Source organism: Sphingobium sp. SA2, assembly GCF_032227065.1.
GTDB lineage: Bacteria > Pseudomonadota > Alphaproteobacteria > Sphingomonadales > Sphingomonadaceae > Sphingobium.
Window position 1 is genome coordinate 3,172,108 of sequence record NZ_JAPMXX010000006.1, and the last position, 17,718, is coordinate 3,189,825.

General features: G+C 63.4%; 18 protein-coding genes. 15 read left to right on the forward strand and 3 right to left on the reverse strand.

Going from position 1 to position 17,718, the window contains the following annotated elements:
• Window positions 1-117: 117 nt before the first annotated feature.
• Window positions 118-774, forward strand: a complete 657-nt coding sequence (locus OVY48_RS22995; protein WP_313924608.1) for an alpha/beta hydrolase — start codon at window positions 118-120, stop codon at window positions 772-774.
• A gap of 138 nt (window positions 775-912) precedes the next feature.
• Window positions 913-2,076: an HPP family protein gene (locus tag OVY48_RS23000; protein ID WP_313924609.1), complete on the forward strand. Its 1,164-nt coding sequence runs from the start codon at window positions 913-915 to the stop codon at window positions 2,074-2,076.
• On the opposite strand, the gene OVY48_RS23005 is transcribed toward OVY48_RS23000, so the two are convergent.
• Entirely contained in the window at window positions 1,994-2,185 is a 192-nt protein-coding gene (locus tag OVY48_RS23005; protein WP_313924610.1) for a hypothetical protein, read from the reverse strand. The genes OVY48_RS23000 and OVY48_RS23005 overlap by 83 nt on opposite strands.
• A 102-nt stretch (window positions 2,186-2,287) precedes the next feature.
• On the opposite strand from OVY48_RS23005, the gene rpiB reads away from it, so the two are divergent.
• From rpiB to OVY48_RS23025, 4 genes are all read left to right on the forward strand, one after another.
• The gene (rpiB, locus tag OVY48_RS23010; protein WP_313924611.1) at window positions 2,288-2,725 is read left to right on the forward strand and encodes a ribose 5-phosphate isomerase B; all 438 of its coding nucleotides are present in this window, start codon (window positions 2,288-2,290) and stop codon (window positions 2,723-2,725) included.
• Window positions 2,726-2,737: 12 nt separating this feature from the next.
• Entirely contained in the window at window positions 2,738-4,039 is a 1,302-nt protein-coding gene (gene glyA, locus OVY48_RS23015) for a serine hydroxymethyltransferase (protein WP_313924612.1), read from the forward strand.
• Between the two features lie 145 nt (window positions 4,040-4,184).
• Window positions 4,185-4,643 carry a transcriptional regulator NrdR gene (nrdR, locus tag OVY48_RS23020; RefSeq protein ID WP_037477501.1) on the forward strand — a complete coding sequence of 153 codons (459 nt, stop codon included), beginning with the start codon at window positions 4,185-4,187 and terminating at the stop codon, window positions 4,641-4,643.
• A gap of 124 nt (window positions 4,644-4,767) precedes the next feature.
• Complete coding sequence (locus OVY48_RS23025) at window positions 4,768-5,823, forward strand: TrmH family RNA methyltransferase (RefSeq protein WP_096063414.1); 1,056 nt, start codon at window positions 4,768-4,770, stop codon at window positions 5,821-5,823.
• A gap of 15 nt (window positions 5,824-5,838) precedes the next feature.
• Here the strand turns inward: OVY48_RS23025 and OVY48_RS23030 are convergent, their stop codons facing one another.
• The gene (locus OVY48_RS23030; protein ID WP_313924885.1) at window positions 5,839-6,600 is read right to left on the reverse strand and encodes a molybdopterin-binding protein; all 762 of its coding nucleotides are present in this window, start codon (window positions 6,598-6,600) and stop codon (window positions 5,839-5,841) included.
• Window positions 6,601-6,679: 79 nt separating this feature from the next.
• On the opposite strand from OVY48_RS23030, the gene map reads away from it, so the two are divergent.
• From map to OVY48_RS23075, 9 genes are all read left to right on the forward strand, one after another.
• The gene (map, locus tag OVY48_RS23035; RefSeq protein WP_313924613.1) at window positions 6,680-7,507 is read left to right on the forward strand and encodes a type I methionyl aminopeptidase; all 828 of its coding nucleotides are present in this window, start codon (window positions 6,680-6,682) and stop codon (window positions 7,505-7,507) included.
• A 242-nt stretch (window positions 7,508-7,749) separates the two neighbouring features.
• Window positions 7,750-8,088 carry a P-II family nitrogen regulator gene (locus OVY48_RS23040; protein ID WP_037476853.1) on the forward strand — a complete coding sequence of 113 codons (339 nt, stop codon included), beginning with the start codon at window positions 7,750-7,752 and terminating at the stop codon, window positions 8,086-8,088.
• A 129-nt stretch (window positions 8,089-8,217) separates the two neighbouring features.
• On the forward strand, window positions 8,218-9,630 hold the full coding sequence (gene glnA / locus OVY48_RS23045) for a type I glutamate--ammonia ligase (protein ID WP_069065066.1): 1,413 nt from the start codon (window positions 8,218-8,220) through the stop codon (window positions 9,628-9,630).
• A 155-nt stretch (window positions 9,631-9,785) separates the two neighbouring features.
• On the forward strand, window positions 9,786-11,219 hold the full coding sequence (gene astD, locus OVY48_RS23050) for a succinylglutamate-semialdehyde dehydrogenase (RefSeq protein WP_313924614.1): 1,434 nt from the start codon (window positions 9,786-9,788) through the stop codon (window positions 11,217-11,219).
• Window positions 11,220-11,303: 84 nt separating this feature from the next.
• Window positions 11,304-12,092 (forward strand): uroporphyrinogen-III C-methyltransferase, encoded by a 789-nt coding sequence (gene cobA, locus OVY48_RS23055; protein WP_037478923.1) that lies wholly within the window; start codon window positions 11,304-11,306, stop codon window positions 12,090-12,092.
• Complete coding sequence (locus tag OVY48_RS23060; RefSeq protein ID WP_037476856.1) at window positions 12,089-12,385, forward strand: DUF2849 domain-containing protein; 297 nt, start codon at window positions 12,089-12,091, stop codon at window positions 12,383-12,385. Before cobA ends, OVY48_RS23060 begins: the two co-directional genes overlap by 4 nt.
• A gap of 3 nt (window positions 12,386-12,388) precedes the next feature.
• A complete protein-coding gene (locus OVY48_RS23065) occupies window positions 12,389-14,020 on the forward strand; it encodes a nitrite/sulfite reductase (protein WP_313924615.1) in 1,632 nt (543 codons plus the stop codon).
• Between the two features lie 98 nt (window positions 14,021-14,118).
• Window positions 14,119-14,559, forward strand: a complete 441-nt coding sequence (locus OVY48_RS23070; RefSeq protein WP_037476858.1) for a DUF934 domain-containing protein — start codon at window positions 14,119-14,121, stop codon at window positions 14,557-14,559.
• Window positions 14,552-15,337, forward strand: a complete 786-nt coding sequence (locus tag OVY48_RS23075) for a phosphoadenylyl-sulfate reductase (protein WP_313924616.1) — start codon at window positions 14,552-14,554, stop codon at window positions 15,335-15,337. Before OVY48_RS23070 ends, OVY48_RS23075 begins: the two co-directional genes overlap by 8 nt.
• 151 nt (window positions 15,338-15,488) lie before the next feature.
• On the opposite strand, the gene ligA is transcribed toward OVY48_RS23075, so the two are convergent.
• On the reverse strand, window positions 15,489-17,618 hold the full coding sequence (gene ligA / locus OVY48_RS23080; protein ID WP_313924617.1) for an NAD-dependent DNA ligase LigA: 2,130 nt from the start codon (window positions 17,616-17,618) through the stop codon (window positions 15,489-15,491).
• Between the last annotated feature and the right edge of the window lie 100 nt (window positions 17,619-17,718).

Sequence of the window (17,718 nt, forward strand, 5' to 3'; positions counted from 1 at the left end):
GGCTTCTATATAGGCGGTCTGCCGCGCTGCGCCAGCACATCCCTTGGCGTGCCCGACGCGACTCCATTTGCCGCCCTGCCCATCCGGGCCGAGTGGCCCAGAACGATAACAGGTGCCATGCCCGACGTAATCTTTACCGGACCCGAAGGCCGTCTCGAAGGCCGTTTCAGCCCCCCGCCCCGCCCGCGTGCGCCGGTCGCCATGATCCTGCACCCGCATCCGCAGGGCGGCGGCACCATGAACGACCGCATCACCCAGGCGCTCTACAAGACCTTCGTAAAGCGCGGCTTTGCCGTGCTGCGCTTCAATTTCCGGGGCGTCGGCCGCAGCCAGGGGACGTTCGACAATGGCATCGGCGAACTGTCCGATGCCGCAGCGGCGCTCGACTGGGTCCAGAGCTTCCATCCCGAAGCGCAGACCACCTGGATCGCGGGCTTCTCCTTCGGCGCCTGGATCGGCATGCAATTGCTGATGCGTCGCCCGGAAATCCGTGGCTTCATCTCGGTCGCACCGCCCGCCAATATGTACGACTTCTCCTTCCTCGCGCCCTGCCCTTCATCGGGCATCATCGTGCAGGGAACGTCGGACGAAGTCGTGACCGCCAGCGCCGTCCAGAAACTGGTCGACAAGCTGCGCGCGCAAAAGGGCATCACCATCCACCATGATGAAATCCGTGGTGCCAACCACTTCTTCGAACATGAACTCGACCAGCTGATGAAGTCGGTCGACAATTATCTCGACATGCGCCTGTCCCCGGATTCGCCGATCCGTTGAGGGGCAACGCCCGCGAAACAGAAAAAGGGGCTGCCGCAAGGTGGCCCCTTTTTCTTTGGGCAAAGGCAAAGCCAGACTTTCAACGGGCCTGATTATTCGGCGTGGCATCCTTCGCTTCCGCCCGTTAGCGCAGCGATCATGTCCGACACGCCCGAACCCAAACCCCGCATGGTCTGGAGCCGCTATTATAGCAGTTTCATACCCGCCCCGCCCGGTCCCGGCTTGCTCGACCGGATCAAGGCCGCCAGCGGCGCAATCGGCGGGATCGCGATCACCGGACTGCTATGCGGCCTGATGCTCGGCAATGGCCTGGCCCATCCGCTGCTGGTGGCCCCCATGGGCGCGTCGGCCGTGCTACTGTTCGCGGTGCCCGCCAGTCCGCTGGCGCAACCCTGGCCAGTGCTGGGCGGCAACATCATCTCCGCACTGGTCGGCATCGCCATCGCCCACATCATCCCCAACCCGACCATGGCAGCGGCCGTGGCGGTCGGCGGGGCGATCGCGATCATGTCGCTGCTGCGCTGCCTCCACCCGCCCGGCGGCGCAGTCGCGCTCTCGGCCGTGCTGGCCGGAAACGATACCGGCTATCTGTTCGCCCTGACGCCGGTGGGCGCGAACACGCTGCTGCTCTTGATCGTGGCGATGCTGTTCCACCGCATGGTCGGCCAAAGCTATCCCCATGTACCGCCCAAGGCGCCGTCGCCCCACGCCACGACCGATCCCGCGCCCATGCTGCGCGCCGCCCCCAGCGCGCAGGATATCGCCGACGCGCTCCATGGCTTTGGCGCACGGCTGGACGTGGACGAGGCGGACCTCCGCCCTTTGCTGGCCGATGCCCAGTTGCGCGCGGCCGAACGCACGCATGGCGCGATGCGGTGCGATGAGATCATGGCGCGCGATGTGCTGCATGTAGCGGCCAGTCAGACCGTGGCAGAGGCCCGCACGCTGATGCAGGCGCGCAATCTCCTGTCGCTGCCGGTGCTGGACGATGCTGGCCGGTTGCAGGGGATGATCAATGCGCGTGACCTGCTGCAGGACGGCATACTTGTCGCCGACGTCGCCCACCGGCCGCTCTTCGTCCATGCCGATACGCCGGTCGCGCGCCTGATAGGTCCGTTCAGCAGCGGTGTGCGCCATGCTGCGGTGGTGGTCGACACCGATCATCGCCTGCTGGGACTGGTGACGCAGACCGATCTGCTGGCGACGCTGGCGCTGCGGCTCAGCGGCGTTCCAGCCCCGGCAAGTCCGGCCCCGGTATGGCCGAGATCGCGACATTGCCGAACATCACCAGCCCTGCGATGATCATCAGCGCGCCGCGCTTGCGGTCGCGCAACTTGACTATCACATAGAGGCCGCCGCCGGTCAGCAACAGCCCGGCCAGCATCAGGATGGAGAGGATCGTGCCTGTCATGCCTCTGCCCATAAGGGCGGCGGACCAAGGTGGCAATCCACCGCTTCTGCCCCTAAGAGGCGCGGGAACGAATCACCCCATCGGTGAAGGGACGAACAGCAGATGAAAATCGCCATCGCATCCGACCATGCCGCCATCGACCTGAAGGCGGAACTGGCGCAATGGCTGCGCGACGAAGGACATGAGGTTAAAGACCTTGGCCCGGCGACCGCCGACCGCGTCGATTATCCCGATTATGGTTACAAACTCGCGACAGCGGTTGCATCTGGCGCGGCGGATCGCGGCATTGCTTTGTGCGGGTCGGGCATCGGCATTTCGATCGCGGTCAATCGCAACCCGGCGTGCCGCTGCGCGCTGGTCGGCGAGCCGCTGTCCGCTGCCCTGTCACGCGAGCATAATGACGCCAATGTGCTGGCCATGGGCGCGCGCCTGACCGGCGTGGACATGGCCAAGGCCTGCGTCATCGCGTTCCTCACCACTGATTTTGGCGGAGGCCGCCATGCCGGCCGCGTCGACAAACTATCCCAGCCCGCGCTCTGAAAGGATATTTCGATGAGCATCGACACCCTCAGCCCGGCCATCCGTCAGGACGGCTTCTTCAGCGAATCGCTTAGCAGCGCGGACCCCGAAATCTTCGGCGCGATCGAACATGAATTGAAGCGCCAGCAGGACAAGATCGAACTGATCGCATCCGAAAATATCGCGTCGAAAGCCGTGCTGGAAGCCGCAGGCTCGATCTTCACCAACAAATATGCCGAAGGCTATCCCGGCAAGCGCTATTATGGCGGCTGCGAATATGCCGACGTCGTCGAAACGCTGGCGATCGAGCGGGCGAAGGAACTGTTCGGCGCGAAATTCGCCAACGTCCAGCCCAATAGCGGCAGCCAGATGAACCAGGCCGTGTTCCTGGCGCTGCTCCAACCGGGCGACACCTTCATGGGCCTCGACCTGTCGTCGGGCGGCCATTTGACCCACGGGTCACCGGTCAACATGAGCGGCAAGTGGTTCAACCCCGTCGCCTATGGCGTGCGTGCCGACGATCATATGATCGACATAGACGAAGTCGCCCGCATCGCGCGCGAGAGCAAGCCCAAGCTCATCATCTGCGGCGGCACCGCCTATTCGCGCCACTGGGATTTCGAACGTTTCCGCGAGATCGCCGACGAAGTGGGTGCCTATCTGCTCGCCGACATGTCGCATTTCTCCGGCCTGGTCGCGGGCGGCGCGCACCCCTCGCCCGTCCCCCACGCCCATGTCACCACCACCACGACGCACAAGTCGCTGCGTGGTCCCCGTTCGGGCATCATCCTGTGCAATGACGAGGCACTGGCCAAGAAGTTCAACAGCGCCATCTTCCCCGGCCTGCAGGGCGGTCCGCTGATGCACATCATCGCCGCCAAGGCGGTAGCGTTCAAGGAAGCACTGACGCCTGAGTTCAAGGCCTACGCCCACCAGATCGTCGCCAACGCCAAAACGCTGGCCGCGACGCTGGCCGATGCTGGCCTGTCGATCGTGTCGGGCGGCACCGACAATCACCTGATGCTGGTCGACCTGCGCGCGAAGAACACCACCGGCAAGGCCGCGGAGAAGGCGCTCGACCGCGCCTACATCACCTGCAACAAGAATAATGTGCCGTTCGATACCGCCAGCCCGTTCGTCACGTCGGGCGTGCGCCTCGGCACCCCCGCCGGCACCACGCGCGGTTTCGGCGAAGCGGAATTCCGCGAGATCGGCGAGTTGATTGCCGAGGTCGTGGAAGGCCTCAAGCGCAATGGCGATGACGGCGACGGCCAGGTCGAAGCGCATGTGCGCGAGAAGGTGCTGGCGCTGACCGGGCGGTTCCCGATTTATTGACAGTAACTTGCTTTAACCCGTTCGTCCTGAGTAGGGGCTGAGCTTGTCGAAGACCCGTATCGAAGGGTCTTGCAGAACCTGTCCTTCGATACGCCATTTCGACTTCGCTCAATGGCTACTCAGGACGAACGGAGTTGAAGAGTCCATGCGCTGCCCCTTCTGTTCCCATGAAGACAGCCAGGTGAAGGACAGCCGGCCGACGGAAGATGGTGCCGCCATCCGCCGTCGCCGCCAGTGCGAAGCGTGTGCCGCGCGCTTCACCACCTTCGAGCGCATCCAGCTCCGCGACATCTGGGTGGTCAAAAGCGAGGGCCGCAAGGAAGCGTTCGAGCGCGACAAGCTCGCCCGCTCGATCGGCATCGCCTGCCGCAAGCGCCCGATCGACCCCAGCCGCATCGAAAAACTCATCTCCGGCATCCAGCGCCAGCTCGAAACCAGCGGCGACACCGAAGTCCCCGCCCGCGCCATCGGTGAAATGGTGATGGAAGGCCTCAAACGCCTCGACAGCGTCGCCTATATCCGCTTCGCCAGCGTCTATAAGGACTTCACCGACGCCAAGGATTTCGAGGATTTCGCCGGAACGGTGAAGGAAGTGGGCGGGTGAACACGCTCCTGCCTCCGTTCGCCCTGACCACACACCACCTCCGTTCGGTTCGAGCGCTTCCCATATCCGTTCGTCCTGAGTAGCCATTGAGCGAAGTCGAAATGGCGTATCGAAGGACCGCGCAATGACGTTCCACACCTACATGCTGCATTGCGCCGATGGCAGCTATTATCTCGGCCACACGGACAATCTGGAGCAGCGCGTCGCGCAGCACCAGTCAGGCGAAATTCCGGGATACACGCAGAGCCGTCGCCCGGTCGCCCTGGTCTGGAGCCAGGATTTCGGCACACGAGATGAAGCGCTTTCCGCCGAACAGCAGATCAAAGGCTGGTCGCGCAAGAAAAAGGAAGGGCTGATCGCCGGGGACTGGGACGCCATCCGGCTCGCGGCGCGCAAATCCTTCGATACGGGGCTTCGACAAGCTCAGCCCCTACTCAGGACGAACGGTAATATGATAGAACATGCACCCCCACCCCCCGTGATCGTCCTCGTCCGCCCCCAACTGGGCGAGAATATCGGCAAGGCCGCGCGTGCGATGCTCAATTTCGGGCTGACCGAGATGCGGCTGGTCACCCCCCGCGACGGCTGGCCCAATCCCGACGCAGGCCCATCGGCGGCCGGTGCGGACTTCATATTGGATCAAGCGCAGGTCTATGAAACGCTCGCCGACGCCGTCGCCGACTGCGCCCATGTCTACGCCACGACCGTCCGCAAGCGCGGCGTCACCAAGCCCGTGGTCACGCCCGAAGAGGCCGCGCGGGAAATCCATGCCGCCCAGGGCCGCTGCGCCTATATTTTCGGCCCCGAACGCTCCGGCCTGGAGACCGAGGATGTCGCGCTCGCCCGCAAAATCCTGACCGTTCCGATCAACCCGGAATTCGGCTCCTTGAACCTCGCGCAAGCGGTCATCCTGTGCGCCTATGAATGGTCGAAACAGGCGAACCTCGCCCAGCCCACCATCACCGACCTAGGCGTCCCCGCGCCGCAGGAGGAGTTGGAGGGCATGATCGACCAGTTCACCACATTGCTTGAAAAGGTCGGCTATTTCTTCCCGCCCGACCGCGCGCCCGCGACCAAGCTGACGCTGCGCAATCTGCTGACCAAGCCGGGCTGGAATCATCTGGAGGTGCGGACGCTGCGCGGGGTGATCTCGCACCTCAACCGGCCGCGCGAACGCTGACCGGCGGCGGGGGTGTCAGATGCCCCCGGCCGTCACGGGCCAACCGCCCGCTTCGAGGCCTTCGGACAATGCCGTGACGCACGCATCGAGCTTGTCGCCATCGGTCGATCGCACCACAAAATTCGCGCCCGTGCGCCCTTCGCGGAAGAAGGGATAGCTGCCGATCTGGCAGCCCTCATGCGCGCGTTCGGTCGCGCCCAGCAGGTCGGCAATCTCGCTTTCCGCGACCCAGCAGCCCACCGTCGCCGATTGCACCGGCACGCCGCCCTCCAGCGTCCCGGTCAGCTTGTCCAGCATCCCGGCGGTGATATGCGGCACGCCTGCCATGATGAAGATATTGCCATGCCGGATGCCGGGCGCACCCGACATGCGATTTTCGATCAGGCTCGCGCCCGCAGGCACCCGCGCCATGCGGAGCCGCGCATCGGTCAGCCCACCACGTGTCTCATAATAGCCCGCCAGCATCGCCCGCGCCTGCGGATGGATTTCCACCGCCACGCCCAGCGCCGCCGCGATCGCATCGACCGTGATGTCGTCATGAGTCGGCCCGATGCCGCCGGTGGTGAACAGATAGTCGTTGCGCACCCGTAATATGTTGACCGCCTCGACTATCGCATCCTGATCGTCGGCAACGACCCGCACTTCGCGCAGGCGGATGCCCTGGACGTTGAGCCACAGCGCGATCTGCGCCACATTCTTGTCCTGGGTCCGGCCAGACAATATCTCGTCGCCGATGACGATCAGCGCTGCGGTCCAGATGCGGGTGGTATCGGCCATGGCGGCTGCATAGCCTGCGCTGGTCGCGCTGCCTAGCCGCCCTCTCGCATTATCGCGCATCTGCCCCTATAGTCATGCCATGACCGAATATATGACGATGACGGCGGACGCGCCGATCTCCCGCTCGACTGCGATCAAATTGTATGACGCAGCCGGTTTTGCTGGCATGCGCAAGGCCGGACGGCTCGCCGCCGAGATACTCGACGCGCTGGTGCCGCATGTCGTGCCGGGCGTCACCACCGGCGAACTGGACGACATCGTCCGGCGCATGACGCTCGACGGCGGCGGTGTACCGGCCACTCTGGGCTATCGCGGCTACACCCATAGCTGCTGCACATCGATCAACAATGTCATCTGCCATGGCATCCCCGGCGACTATCGACTCAAGGATGGCGATATCGTCAATATCGACGTCACCCCCCTGGTCGATGGCTGGCATGGCGACACCAGCCGCATGTTCATCGCGGGCGAAGCGCCGATCAAGGCGCGCCGCCTGGTCGAAGTGACCTATGAATGCCTGATGCTGGGCATCGAACAGGCCAAGCCCGGCAATCATCTGGGCGACATTGGCGCGGTGATTCAGCGCCATGCCGAAAAGCACCGCTATGGCGTGGTCCGCGACTTTTGCGGCCATGGCCTGGGCCGTGTCTTCCATGACAGCCCGGAGGTCGTCCATGTCGGCCGGCCCGGCACTGGCCCTGAATTGAAGCCAGGCATGTTCTTCACCATCGAACCGATGATCAACATCGGCAAGGCGGGCGTGAAGATGCTGGACGATGGCTGGACCGCGGTGACGCGCGACCGCACCCTGTCGGCCCAGTTCGAACATAGTATCGGCATCACCGAAACCGGCTGCGAGATTTTCACCAAAAGCCCCGTTGGCCTCGACGCGCCGCCCTATCTGTGAGCCAATCTTTTACTGCTTAAAAAACGGGCAGCACCACAGGAAATTGCCCTGAATCCGGGCAATATGGACAAAGATTGCGCCATCGCCGAAAGCATATCCTGGCGATTCGCCACTTGGCACGGTAATTGAAGAAATAGAGGGACGACGCAGGCCAAGGGGGGCATGATGTTCGTCTCTCGCACGGGAGAGAGGGATGCGGATCGACCGTATCCTGTCGGGCGTCATGGTTGGGATTACGAGTGATGAAAAAGATCGAAGCGATCATCAAGCCGTTCAAGCTGGACGAAGTGAAGGAAGCACTCCACGAAGTGGGCGTGTCGGGTATCACCGTGACCGAAGCGAAGGGCTTTGGCCGCCAGAAGGGCCATACCGAACTCTATCGCGGCGCCGAATATGTCGTCGACTTCCTGCCGAAGGTGAAGCTGGAGGTCGTCGTCGACGACGCGCTGGCCGACCGTGTGGTCGAGGCGATCTGCGCCGCGGCGCAGACCGGCCGCATCGGCGACGGCAAGATCTTCATCTCCAACATCGAGGGCGCCGTCCGCATCCGTACCGGCGAGCGGGACAGCGACGCGATCTGATGGTTCTCCGCCAGCCCGACTTGCAGGCTGGCACTATGTAAGTTTCTGCCCGGTTCTTCGCGGACCGGAACATGATGGGCATCCACCTTACCCCTTCGGGGGGGTATTTTGAGAGAAGGGCAACTGCACATGGCCAATACGCCAAAAGACATCCTGAAGATGATCGAAGAAAAGGAGATCGAATGGGTCGATGTCCGCTTCACCGATCCCAAGGGCACCTGGCATCACCTCACCATGTGCGCCAACGTCATTGGCGAAGATGAACTGACCGACGGTCTGATGTTCGACGGCTCCTCGATCGAGGGCTGGAAGGAAATCAACGAATCGGACATGATCCTCAAGCCGGATCTGGACGCGGTCTTCTTCGATCCGTTCAGCGCGACGCCGATGATGATCCTGGTGTGCGACATCGTCGAGCCGCTCGACGGCTCGCTCTATTCGCGCGACCCCCGCTCGACCGCCAAGCGCGCCGAAATGTTCCTGCAGTCGACCGGCCTTGGCGACACCGTCTATATCGGCCCGGAACCCGAATTCTTCATGTTCGACAGCGTTGAATTCGACAACACCTATGCCTCGTCCTTCTACAAGCTGGACGATGTCGAACTGCCGACCAACACCGGCACCAGCTATGACGGCGGCAATATGGGCCACCGCCCCCGCGCCAAGGGCGGCTATTTCCCGGTCGGCCCGGTCGACGTGACCACCGACATCCGCGCCGAAATGGTGACCACGCTGATGGAAATGGGCCTGCCCATGGACAAACATCATCATGAAGTCGCGGGCAGCCAGCACGAACTGGGCCTGACCTTCGGCAAGCTGGTCGAAACCTGCGACCGCATCCAGATCTACAAATATGTCGTGAAGATGGTCGCCCAGGCCTATGGCAAGACCGCGACCTTCATGCCCAAGCCGATCAAGGCGGACAATGGGTCGGGCATGCACACGCATATCTCGATCTGGAACAAGGGTCAGAACACCTTTGCCGGTGACGGCTATGCCGGCCTGTCGGAAACCTGCCTGTTCTTCATCGGCGGCGTGATCAAGCATGCCAAGGCATTGAACGCCTTCACCAACCCGACCACCAACAGCTACAAGCGTCTGGTGCCGGGCTTCGAAGCGCCCGTGCTGCTCGCCTATTCGGCGCGCAACCGTTCGGCGTCGTGCCGCATCCCCTATGGTGCCGGCACGAAGGCGAAGCGCGTCGAATTCCGCTTCCCCGATCCGCTCGCCAACTCCTACCTCGCCACCGCCGCTTTGCTGATGGCGGGCATCGACGGCATCGAGAACAAGATCCACCCCGGCGAGGCGATGGACAAGAACTTGTACGACCTGCCGCCGGTCGAACTGGCCAAGGTGCCGACGGTCTGCGGTTCGCTCCGCGAAGCGCTCGAAAGCCTGGAAAAGGATCAGGACTTCCTGCTCAAGGGCGGCGTATTCACCAAGGACCAGATCGACGCCTATATGGAGCTGAAGTGGCCCGAAGTGTATCGCTGGGAAATGGCCCCTTCGCCGGTCGAATTCGACATGTATTATAGCGGCTGATCCTTTCAGTCCTACCTCACACAAAAGGCCCGGCCGCTTAGCAGCGGCCGGGCCTTTTGCTTTGGCGTACAGAGTGGTGAACACGGCACTCCACCCATCGCAACCCCATCCACCACCCTTCCTTCCTTAACCTTTTCCCTCCATATCAGGGTCGTATGACCACGCCGCTCACGTCCTATGAACCCGCCACCGGCGTCCTGCTTTGGCAGGGTGAGGCGGGCGACGTGGAGGCGGAGGTCGCGCGTGCCTGTGCCGCCTGGCCGCGCTGGGCGGCGCAGCCCATCGCGGTGCGCATCGAAACGCTGCGCCGCTTCGTCAATGTCGTGCGCCGGAACGAGGATGCGCTGGCGGACCTCATCGCGCGCGAAACCGGCAAGCCGTTATGGGACGCCCATGCCGAAGTCGCCGCCGTGATGGCCAAGGTTGACATCTCGGTCGCCGCCTATTCGGAACGCACCGGACAGAAGCGACTGGAGGCAGCGCTCGGCGCGCGGCAATCGGTCCGGCACAAGCCCCACGGCGTGATGGCGGTGCTTGGCCCCTATAATCTTCCCGCCCATCTGCCCAATGGCCATATCATCCCCGCGCTGCTGGCGGGCAATGCGGTCGTCTTCAAGCCGTCGGAAAAGACGCCTGCGGTCGGCGAGATGCTGGTCAAACTCTATCATGAGGCCGGCGTCCCGTTCGACGCGCTGCGCCTGCTGCTGGGCGGGCCGGACACCGGCAAGGCGCTCGCCGCCCATCCCGATGTCGGCGGCATCCTGTTCACCGGGTCGGCCCAGACCGGCATCGCCATCAACCGCCAGTTCGCGGCCCAGCCGTCCAAGATTCTGGCGCTGGAAATGGGCGGCAACAACCCCATCGTCGTCTGGGACACGCCCGAAATCAACGCCGCCGCCGTGCTGGTCGTCCAGTCCGCCTTCCTGAGCAGCGGCCAGCGTTGCACCGCCGCCAGCCGCCTGATCGTCAAGGATGCCATCGCCGACCGGTTCATTGCCGAGGTCAAGAAACTGGCTGACCGGCTGATCGTCGATCACCCCCATGCCAACCCGACGCCCTATATGGGGCCAGTCATCGACAATGCGACCGCCGACGGACTGACCGAAAGCTTCCTCTGGCTGATGAGCAATGGCGGCAAGCCGATCAAACATATGGTGCGCCCCAAAAAGGGCCTGCCCTTCCTCAGCCCCGCGATCATCGACGTGACCGCCATGGCCGAACCACCCGATGTCGAACTGTTCGGCCCGCTGCTCCAGGTTGTCCGCGTCGCCGAGTTCAGCGATGCGATCGCGCAGGCCAACGCCAGCCGCTATGGACTGTCCGCCTCGCTGATCGGCGGATCGCCCGACCAATATAATCAATTCTGGGCCAATGTCCGCGCGGGCGTCATCAACTGGAACCGCCCGACCAACGGTGCCTCCTCCGCCGCGCCGTTCGGCGGCGTCGGCATTTCGGGCAATCACCGGCCGAGCGCTTATTATGCGGCGGATTATTGCGCCTATCCGGTCGTGTCGGCGGAAATAGAAACCCCCCGCGCCGCCATCGGCGTGGGCCTCAAGGACATCGACGTCAGCGCCATGGGCGACTGATCCGCCCCCCGCCAAAACATTTCCTACCCCCGCCCATATGCATTCTGAATTGAACTCCCCCCGCGCTTTGGCCACATGGCAAGCATGGCTGACACTTCACCTGCTACCGTCCACCTGGTGGGCGCGGGTCCGGGCGATCCGGAACTGCTGACGATCAAGGCCGTGCGCCTGATCCGCGACGCGCGGTTGATCGTGCATGACGGGCTGGTGTCGGACGAAATTCTCGCGCTCGCCTCCCCCGACGCTGAACTGATTTCCGTTGCCAAGCAACGCAGCCGCCATTCGATGCCGCAGGACGCGATCAACGCGCTGCTGGTCCGCTGCGCGCTGGCGGGCGAAGCGGTGGTGCGGCTGAAAGGCGGCGATCCCTTCATCTTCGGCCGTGGCGGCGAGGAAGTCGATGCCTGCCGCGCAGCAGGCGTGCCCGTCGAGGTCGTGCCCGGCATCAGCGCCGCCATCGGCGCCGCCGCACAGGCGCAATTGCCACTGACCCACCGCGATGCGTCGAGCGCCGTCACCTTCGTCGCCGGCCAGTGCAAAGGATTGACCGATCAGGACTGGTCGGGCCTTGCAGGCAAGGGCCGCACGCTCGTCATCTATATGGGCGTGGCGACCGCCGCGCAGATCGCCGACAAGCTGATCGCCGATGGTGTATCGCCCGACCTGCCGGTCGCCGTGCTGGAAAACGGCACCCGCGCCGACATGCGCACGCTGCGCACCCTGCTCGCCGACTTGGGCGATATGGTGGAGCGCGAAGCCGTGATCAGCCCGGCGCTGATCGTGGTCGGCGATGTGGCGAGCCATGCCTTGGCGCAGGACGTGTTGGTCGGCTGGGCACAAAGACAGAGTAATGGAGCGGAGATGCGTTCGTGAAGATTTTGACGGGTAATGATCTGGCGTCCGGCGACGTCATCTGGTGGGCGGGCGATGGCTGGTCGCGCCAGGTCGGCGATGCCGCCGATGTCGGCGCGCAGGGCGACGATCTCGCCCGTGCAGAGGAAGCGGCGCTGCGCGTCGTCGGCGCCTATGTCATCGACGCGACCATCACCGACGATGGCGTGCGCCCCGCCCATATCAAGGACCGCATCCGCGCGCTGGGGCCGACCGTGCGCCCCGACCTGACCCTGAAACCGAACGATGCCGATGCCGGCAACTGGGTGATCTGAACCATGTATCGTTATGACAGCTATGACCAGTCGATCGTCGATGCCCACGTCGAGGAATTTCGCGACCAGACCCAGCGCCGCCTCGCCGGTGCGCTGACCGAGGACCAGTTCAAGCCGCTGCGGCTGATGAACGGCCTCTACCTGCAACTCCACGCCTATATGCTGCGCGTCGCCATCCCCTATGGCACATTGTCGGGCACGCAGATGCGCAAGCTGGGCGAGATTGCGGGCAAATATGACAAGGGCTATGCCCATTTCACCACCCGCCAGAACCTGCAATATAATTGGATCAAGCTGGCCGACGCGCCCGACATCCTCGCCGAACTGGCGACGGTCGAGATGCACGCCATCCAGACATCGGGCAATTGCATCCGCAACATCAGCTCCGACCAATATGCCGGCGTCAGCGCGGACGAGGTGGCGGACCCCCGCCCCTGGGCCGAATTGCTGCGCCAATGGTCGAGCTTTCACCCCGAATTCACCTATCTGCCGCGCAAGTTCAAGATTGCGGTCATCGCGTCGGACGATGATCGCGCGGCGATGCGCCTGCATGACATCGGCCTCAAGCTGGTCGAGTGTGACGGTGTCGTCGGCGCGGAAGTCTATGCCGGTGGCGGTATGGGCCGCACGCCGATGGTCGCGCCCCTGATCCGCGACTTCGTGGCCGAGGATGAGATCATCTCCTATCTCGAAGCCTGCCTGCGCGTCTATAATCGCCACGGTCGTCGCGACAACAAGTACAAGGCCCGGATTAAGATCCTGGTCCATGAGATCGGCGTCGAGGAATATAAGCGCCAGGTCGAGGAAGAGTTCGCCCATATGCGGACGCTTGGCCTCAACCCACCGGTCGAGGAACTGGCCCGCATTCGCGCCTTCTTCGCGCCGCCCGCTTATGAGGCCGGTCTGTCCGACACGATCGACCGCAGCGACCGGGCGTTCGCGCTCTGGCTCGACCGGCAGGTCGCGGCGCATAAGGTGCCCGGCTATGCCATCGTCAACATCAGCCTGAAACCGATCGACGGCATCCCCGGCGACGCATCGGCCGAGCAAATGGCGCTGGTGGCGGACCTGGCCGAAAGCTATTCGTTCGACGAACTGCGCGTCACCCATGCGCAGAACCTCGTCCTGCCCCATGTGAAGAAAGCGGACCTTTACGCCATCTGGCAAAAGCTGGCAGCGGCGGGGCTGGCCGAAGCCAATCTCGACCTCATCACTGACATCATCGCCTGCCCAGGGCTCGATTATTGCGCGCTCGCCAATGCCCGCTCCATTCCGCTGGCGCAGAAGATCGCGGCGCGCTTCGCTGATGCGGAGCGGCAGGCGGACTTGGGCGAATTGAAGCTCAAAATTTCGGGCTGCATCAACGCCTGCGGCCATCATCATGCCGGGCATATCGGCATTTTGGGCGTGGACCGGCGCGGCGTCGAGAATTTCCAGCTGCTGCTCGGCGGCTCCGGCGCGGAGGACGCCTCTCTGGGTCAGATCACCGGCCCCGGTTTCTCCGAGGATGGCGTGGTCGATGCGATCGAAAAGGTCACCGACATCTATCTGGCGGAACGCACCGATGGCGAACGCTTCCTCGACACCTATCGCCGCATCGGCATGACGCCCTTCAAGGAGGCGATTTATGGTTGATCATAAGCAACAGCCGTTCGTGTCGAGCGAAGTCGAGACACGGCTAGGGCACGCTTCTCGTTTCTCGACTGCGCTCGAAACGAACGGAGATTTTCGTCATGGTTGAATTTCTCTCCTTCCGCGACGGCGAATCAACGCAGGAACCCGCCGTGACGGTCGAGGCCTTCACCGGCCAGTCCAACGCCACCGCCGTCCGCATCGAACCTGGTGAAGACGCCCGCGAATTGCTGCCGCACCTCGATCGCATCTCGCTGGTCGAAGTGAACTTCCCCGGCTTTGGCGACGGGCGCGGCTATTCGGCGGCGCGCATCCTGCGCGAGGCGGGCTATCAGGGCGAGTTGCGCGCCGTCGGCGACGTGCTGGTGGACCAGATCGTCGCGATGCGCCGCTGCGGCTTCGACAGCTTCCACCCGGCCAAGGCGCTGGACGATGCCGCCGTCGATCGCGCGCTCACCCGCTATGCAGACGTCTATCAAAAGACGATCGATGGCCGCGCGCCCATTTGGGCCAAGCGGCACCCGGAGACACAGAATGGCTGAAGCCGCCCGCACGCTCGACATCATCGACACTCGCCCCGCCTTCGTTCAGGCGGACGCGGACGCACTCAACGCGCGGTTCGAGGGTGTGGGCACGCTGGACATGCTCAAGGCCGTCTTTGCCGAAGGGCTGGCCGGCAATGTCGCGGTCGTCTCGTCCTTCGGCACCGAAAGCGCCGTGCTGCTGCATCTGGTGGCGCAGGCGGACCCGACCGTACCGGTGATCTTCGTCGACACGCTCAAGATGTTCGCCGAAACCCTCACCTATCGCGACACGCTGATGGACGCTTTCGGCTTCACCGACAGCCGCACCGTGACGCCGATCGCCGAGGTGATCGCCAAGAAGGACGAGACCGGCCTGCGCTGGTCCTATGATCCCGACGGCTGCTGCGAAATCCGCAAGGTCGAACCTTTGAAGCGCGCCAAGGATGGCCTCGACGCCTGGATTTCCGGGCGGAAGGCGTTCCAGTCGGTCACCCGCCAGAACCTGCCCCGGTTCGAGGTCGAGGACGGGCGGCTCAAGATCAACCCGCTGGGCGACTGGACCAAGGATGATCTGGAGGCCTATTTCGCCGACCACGTCCTGCCCCGCCACCCGCTGGAGGCGCAAGGCTATCTGTCGATCGGCTGCGAACCCTGCACGTCGAAAGTGCTGCCCGGCGAAGACCCGCGCGCGGGCCGCTGGCGCGGCTGGGACAAGGTCGAATGCGGCATCCACTCGCCCGTCACCCCCATCCCCGTGGTCGACCCGGAAGACCCCGCGAACATGCCAGTATTCTGAGCTTGGTTGCCGCCAACAAACTCCGTTCGTCCTGAGTAGCCATTGAGCGAAGTCGAAATGGCATATCGAAGGATCAGGCGCATCGCTTGATGCTTCGATATGAGCCTTCGACAAGCTCAGTCTCTACTCAGCACGAACGGGTTATTCTGGCCTAACCCGCCGCCCTGACGATCTCCGCCCAGGCTTCCTCGCTGATCACCTCGATCCCCAGCGCGCTCGCCTGCTTGAGCTTGCTCCCCGCCCCCGGCCCCGCGACCACCAGGTCCGTCTTGGCACTGACCGATCCCGCCGCCTTAGCCCCCAACCGCTCCGCCTGCGCCTTGGCCTCATCCCGGCTCATCGTCTCCAGCTTGCCCGTGAACACGATCGTCTTGCCGGTCACCGCGCTGGCGGTGGTTTCCACAACATAAGGCGGCGGCGATACTTCGCTCAGCAGATCCTCCCACGCCGTCACATTATGCGGCTCATGGAAGAAATCGGCGAGCGCATGGCCGACCGCCGCGCCGACATTCTCCACGCCGATATGCTCGGCAATCGCCTTGTCGCGCTTGGCCTGCGTCTCGCCCTCCGGCGCAGCCTCACGCAGCGCCATGATCTCCTGCGCCAGCGCGCGCACCCCTTCCAGCGTCGTGTAGCGCTTCAGCAAATCGCGCGCCGTCACCGCGCCGATATGGCGGATGCCCAGCCCGAACAACAGCCGCGCGGCATCGGGCGCACGCTTCACCTCGATCGCGGCGAGCAGATTGTCGACCGACTTTTCCTTCCACCCCTCGCGGCCCACCAGTTCGGCGCGATGGTGTTTCAGGCGAAAAATATCGGCCGGTTCGGTGATCCAGCCGAGATCCAGAAACTCCTGAATCGACTTCTCCCCCAGCCCTTCGATATCCAGCGCCGCCCGGCTGACGAAATGCCGCAACCGTTCGAACCGCTGCGCCGGGCAGATCAGCCCGCCAGTGCAACGATAATCGACCTCGCCCTCCTCGCGCACCGCCTCCGACCCACAGCCGCCCGACTCAGGAGGGCAGTGTGTGGGAAACACAAAGGCCTCTCGTACCTCCTCCTGCGTCAGATTCTCGACCACCTGCGGGATCACATCGCCCGCCCGCTGCACCACGACCCGATCGCCCGGCCGCACGCCCAGCCGCGCAATCTCATCGGCATTGTGCAGCGTCACATTCGACACCACCACGCCGCCGACCGTCACCGGCGTCAGCCGCCCCACCGGTGTCAGCTTGCCGGTGCGGCCGACCTGAATGTCGATTGCCTCCAGCGTCGTCTGCGCCCGTTCGGCCGGAAATTTATGCGCGATCGCCCAGCGCGGCGCTTTCGCTACAAAGCCCAGCCGCTGCTGCCAATCGAGCCGGTCGACCTTATACACCACCCCATCGATATCGAACGGCAGGTCCGCCCGCGCCCGTTCGATTCTGCGGTAATGTTCCAACGCCTGCTCCAAGCTTTCTACCCTTGCAAGCAAGCTAGAAACTTTCAATCCCATCGCGGTGATTGCAGTCATTGCCTCATATTGCGTGTCGGCTGGCATGACAGACACGTCACCCCAACCGTGCGCAAAAAATCCAAGGGGGCGCTCTCTAGTGATTTCTGCATTCAGCTGGCGCAATGAGCCAGCAGCCGCATTACGCGGATTTGCGAAAACCTTCCCCTCCGCTTCACGTTGTCGCGCGTTTAAGTCTGCAAATGCAGATTTCGACATATAAACTTCGCCGCGGATCTCAAACACATCGGGAGGTGTAGGAAATAAATTGCCTCCCGTTTTTAGTACAGGTGTCACATCCTGTATCGTGCGGACATTTTCTGTGACGTCTTCACCAACAGTGCCGTCACCTCGCGTCAGTGCGCGAATCAAAAGCCCTTTTTCAAAGCGTAACGAGCAGGACAGCCCATCAATCTTTGGTTCAGCAGTAAGCGCCACAGGCGCATCCTTCGCCAAGTTCAAAAAACGGCGAATCCGCGCCACGAATTCTGAAATGTCCTCATCATTAAAGCCATTGTCGAGGCTCATCATCCGTTGCGCATGCGCGACTTTCTTGAGCGCCGAGGTCGGCGCCGCCCCGACCTGCGCATTGGGCGAATCGGCCCGCACCAGATGCGGAAACGCCGCTTCAATGGCGTTGTTCTCGGCGATCAGCGCATCATAAGCCGCATCGCTAATCTCCGGCGCGTCCGCGTCATGATAAAGCCGATTATGCTTCGCCACCTCGCGCGCCAGGCGCATCAAACGGTTGGCGGCGTCGGCGTCGGAAAGGGTAGCAGGATCGATCATGAAGATGCTTTAACTGTTGTCGTACTCCGGCGAAAGCCGGAGTCCAGGGTCGAACGTCCTGCGGTGCATCCTAGGCTCCCGCTTTTGCGGGAGCACCCTA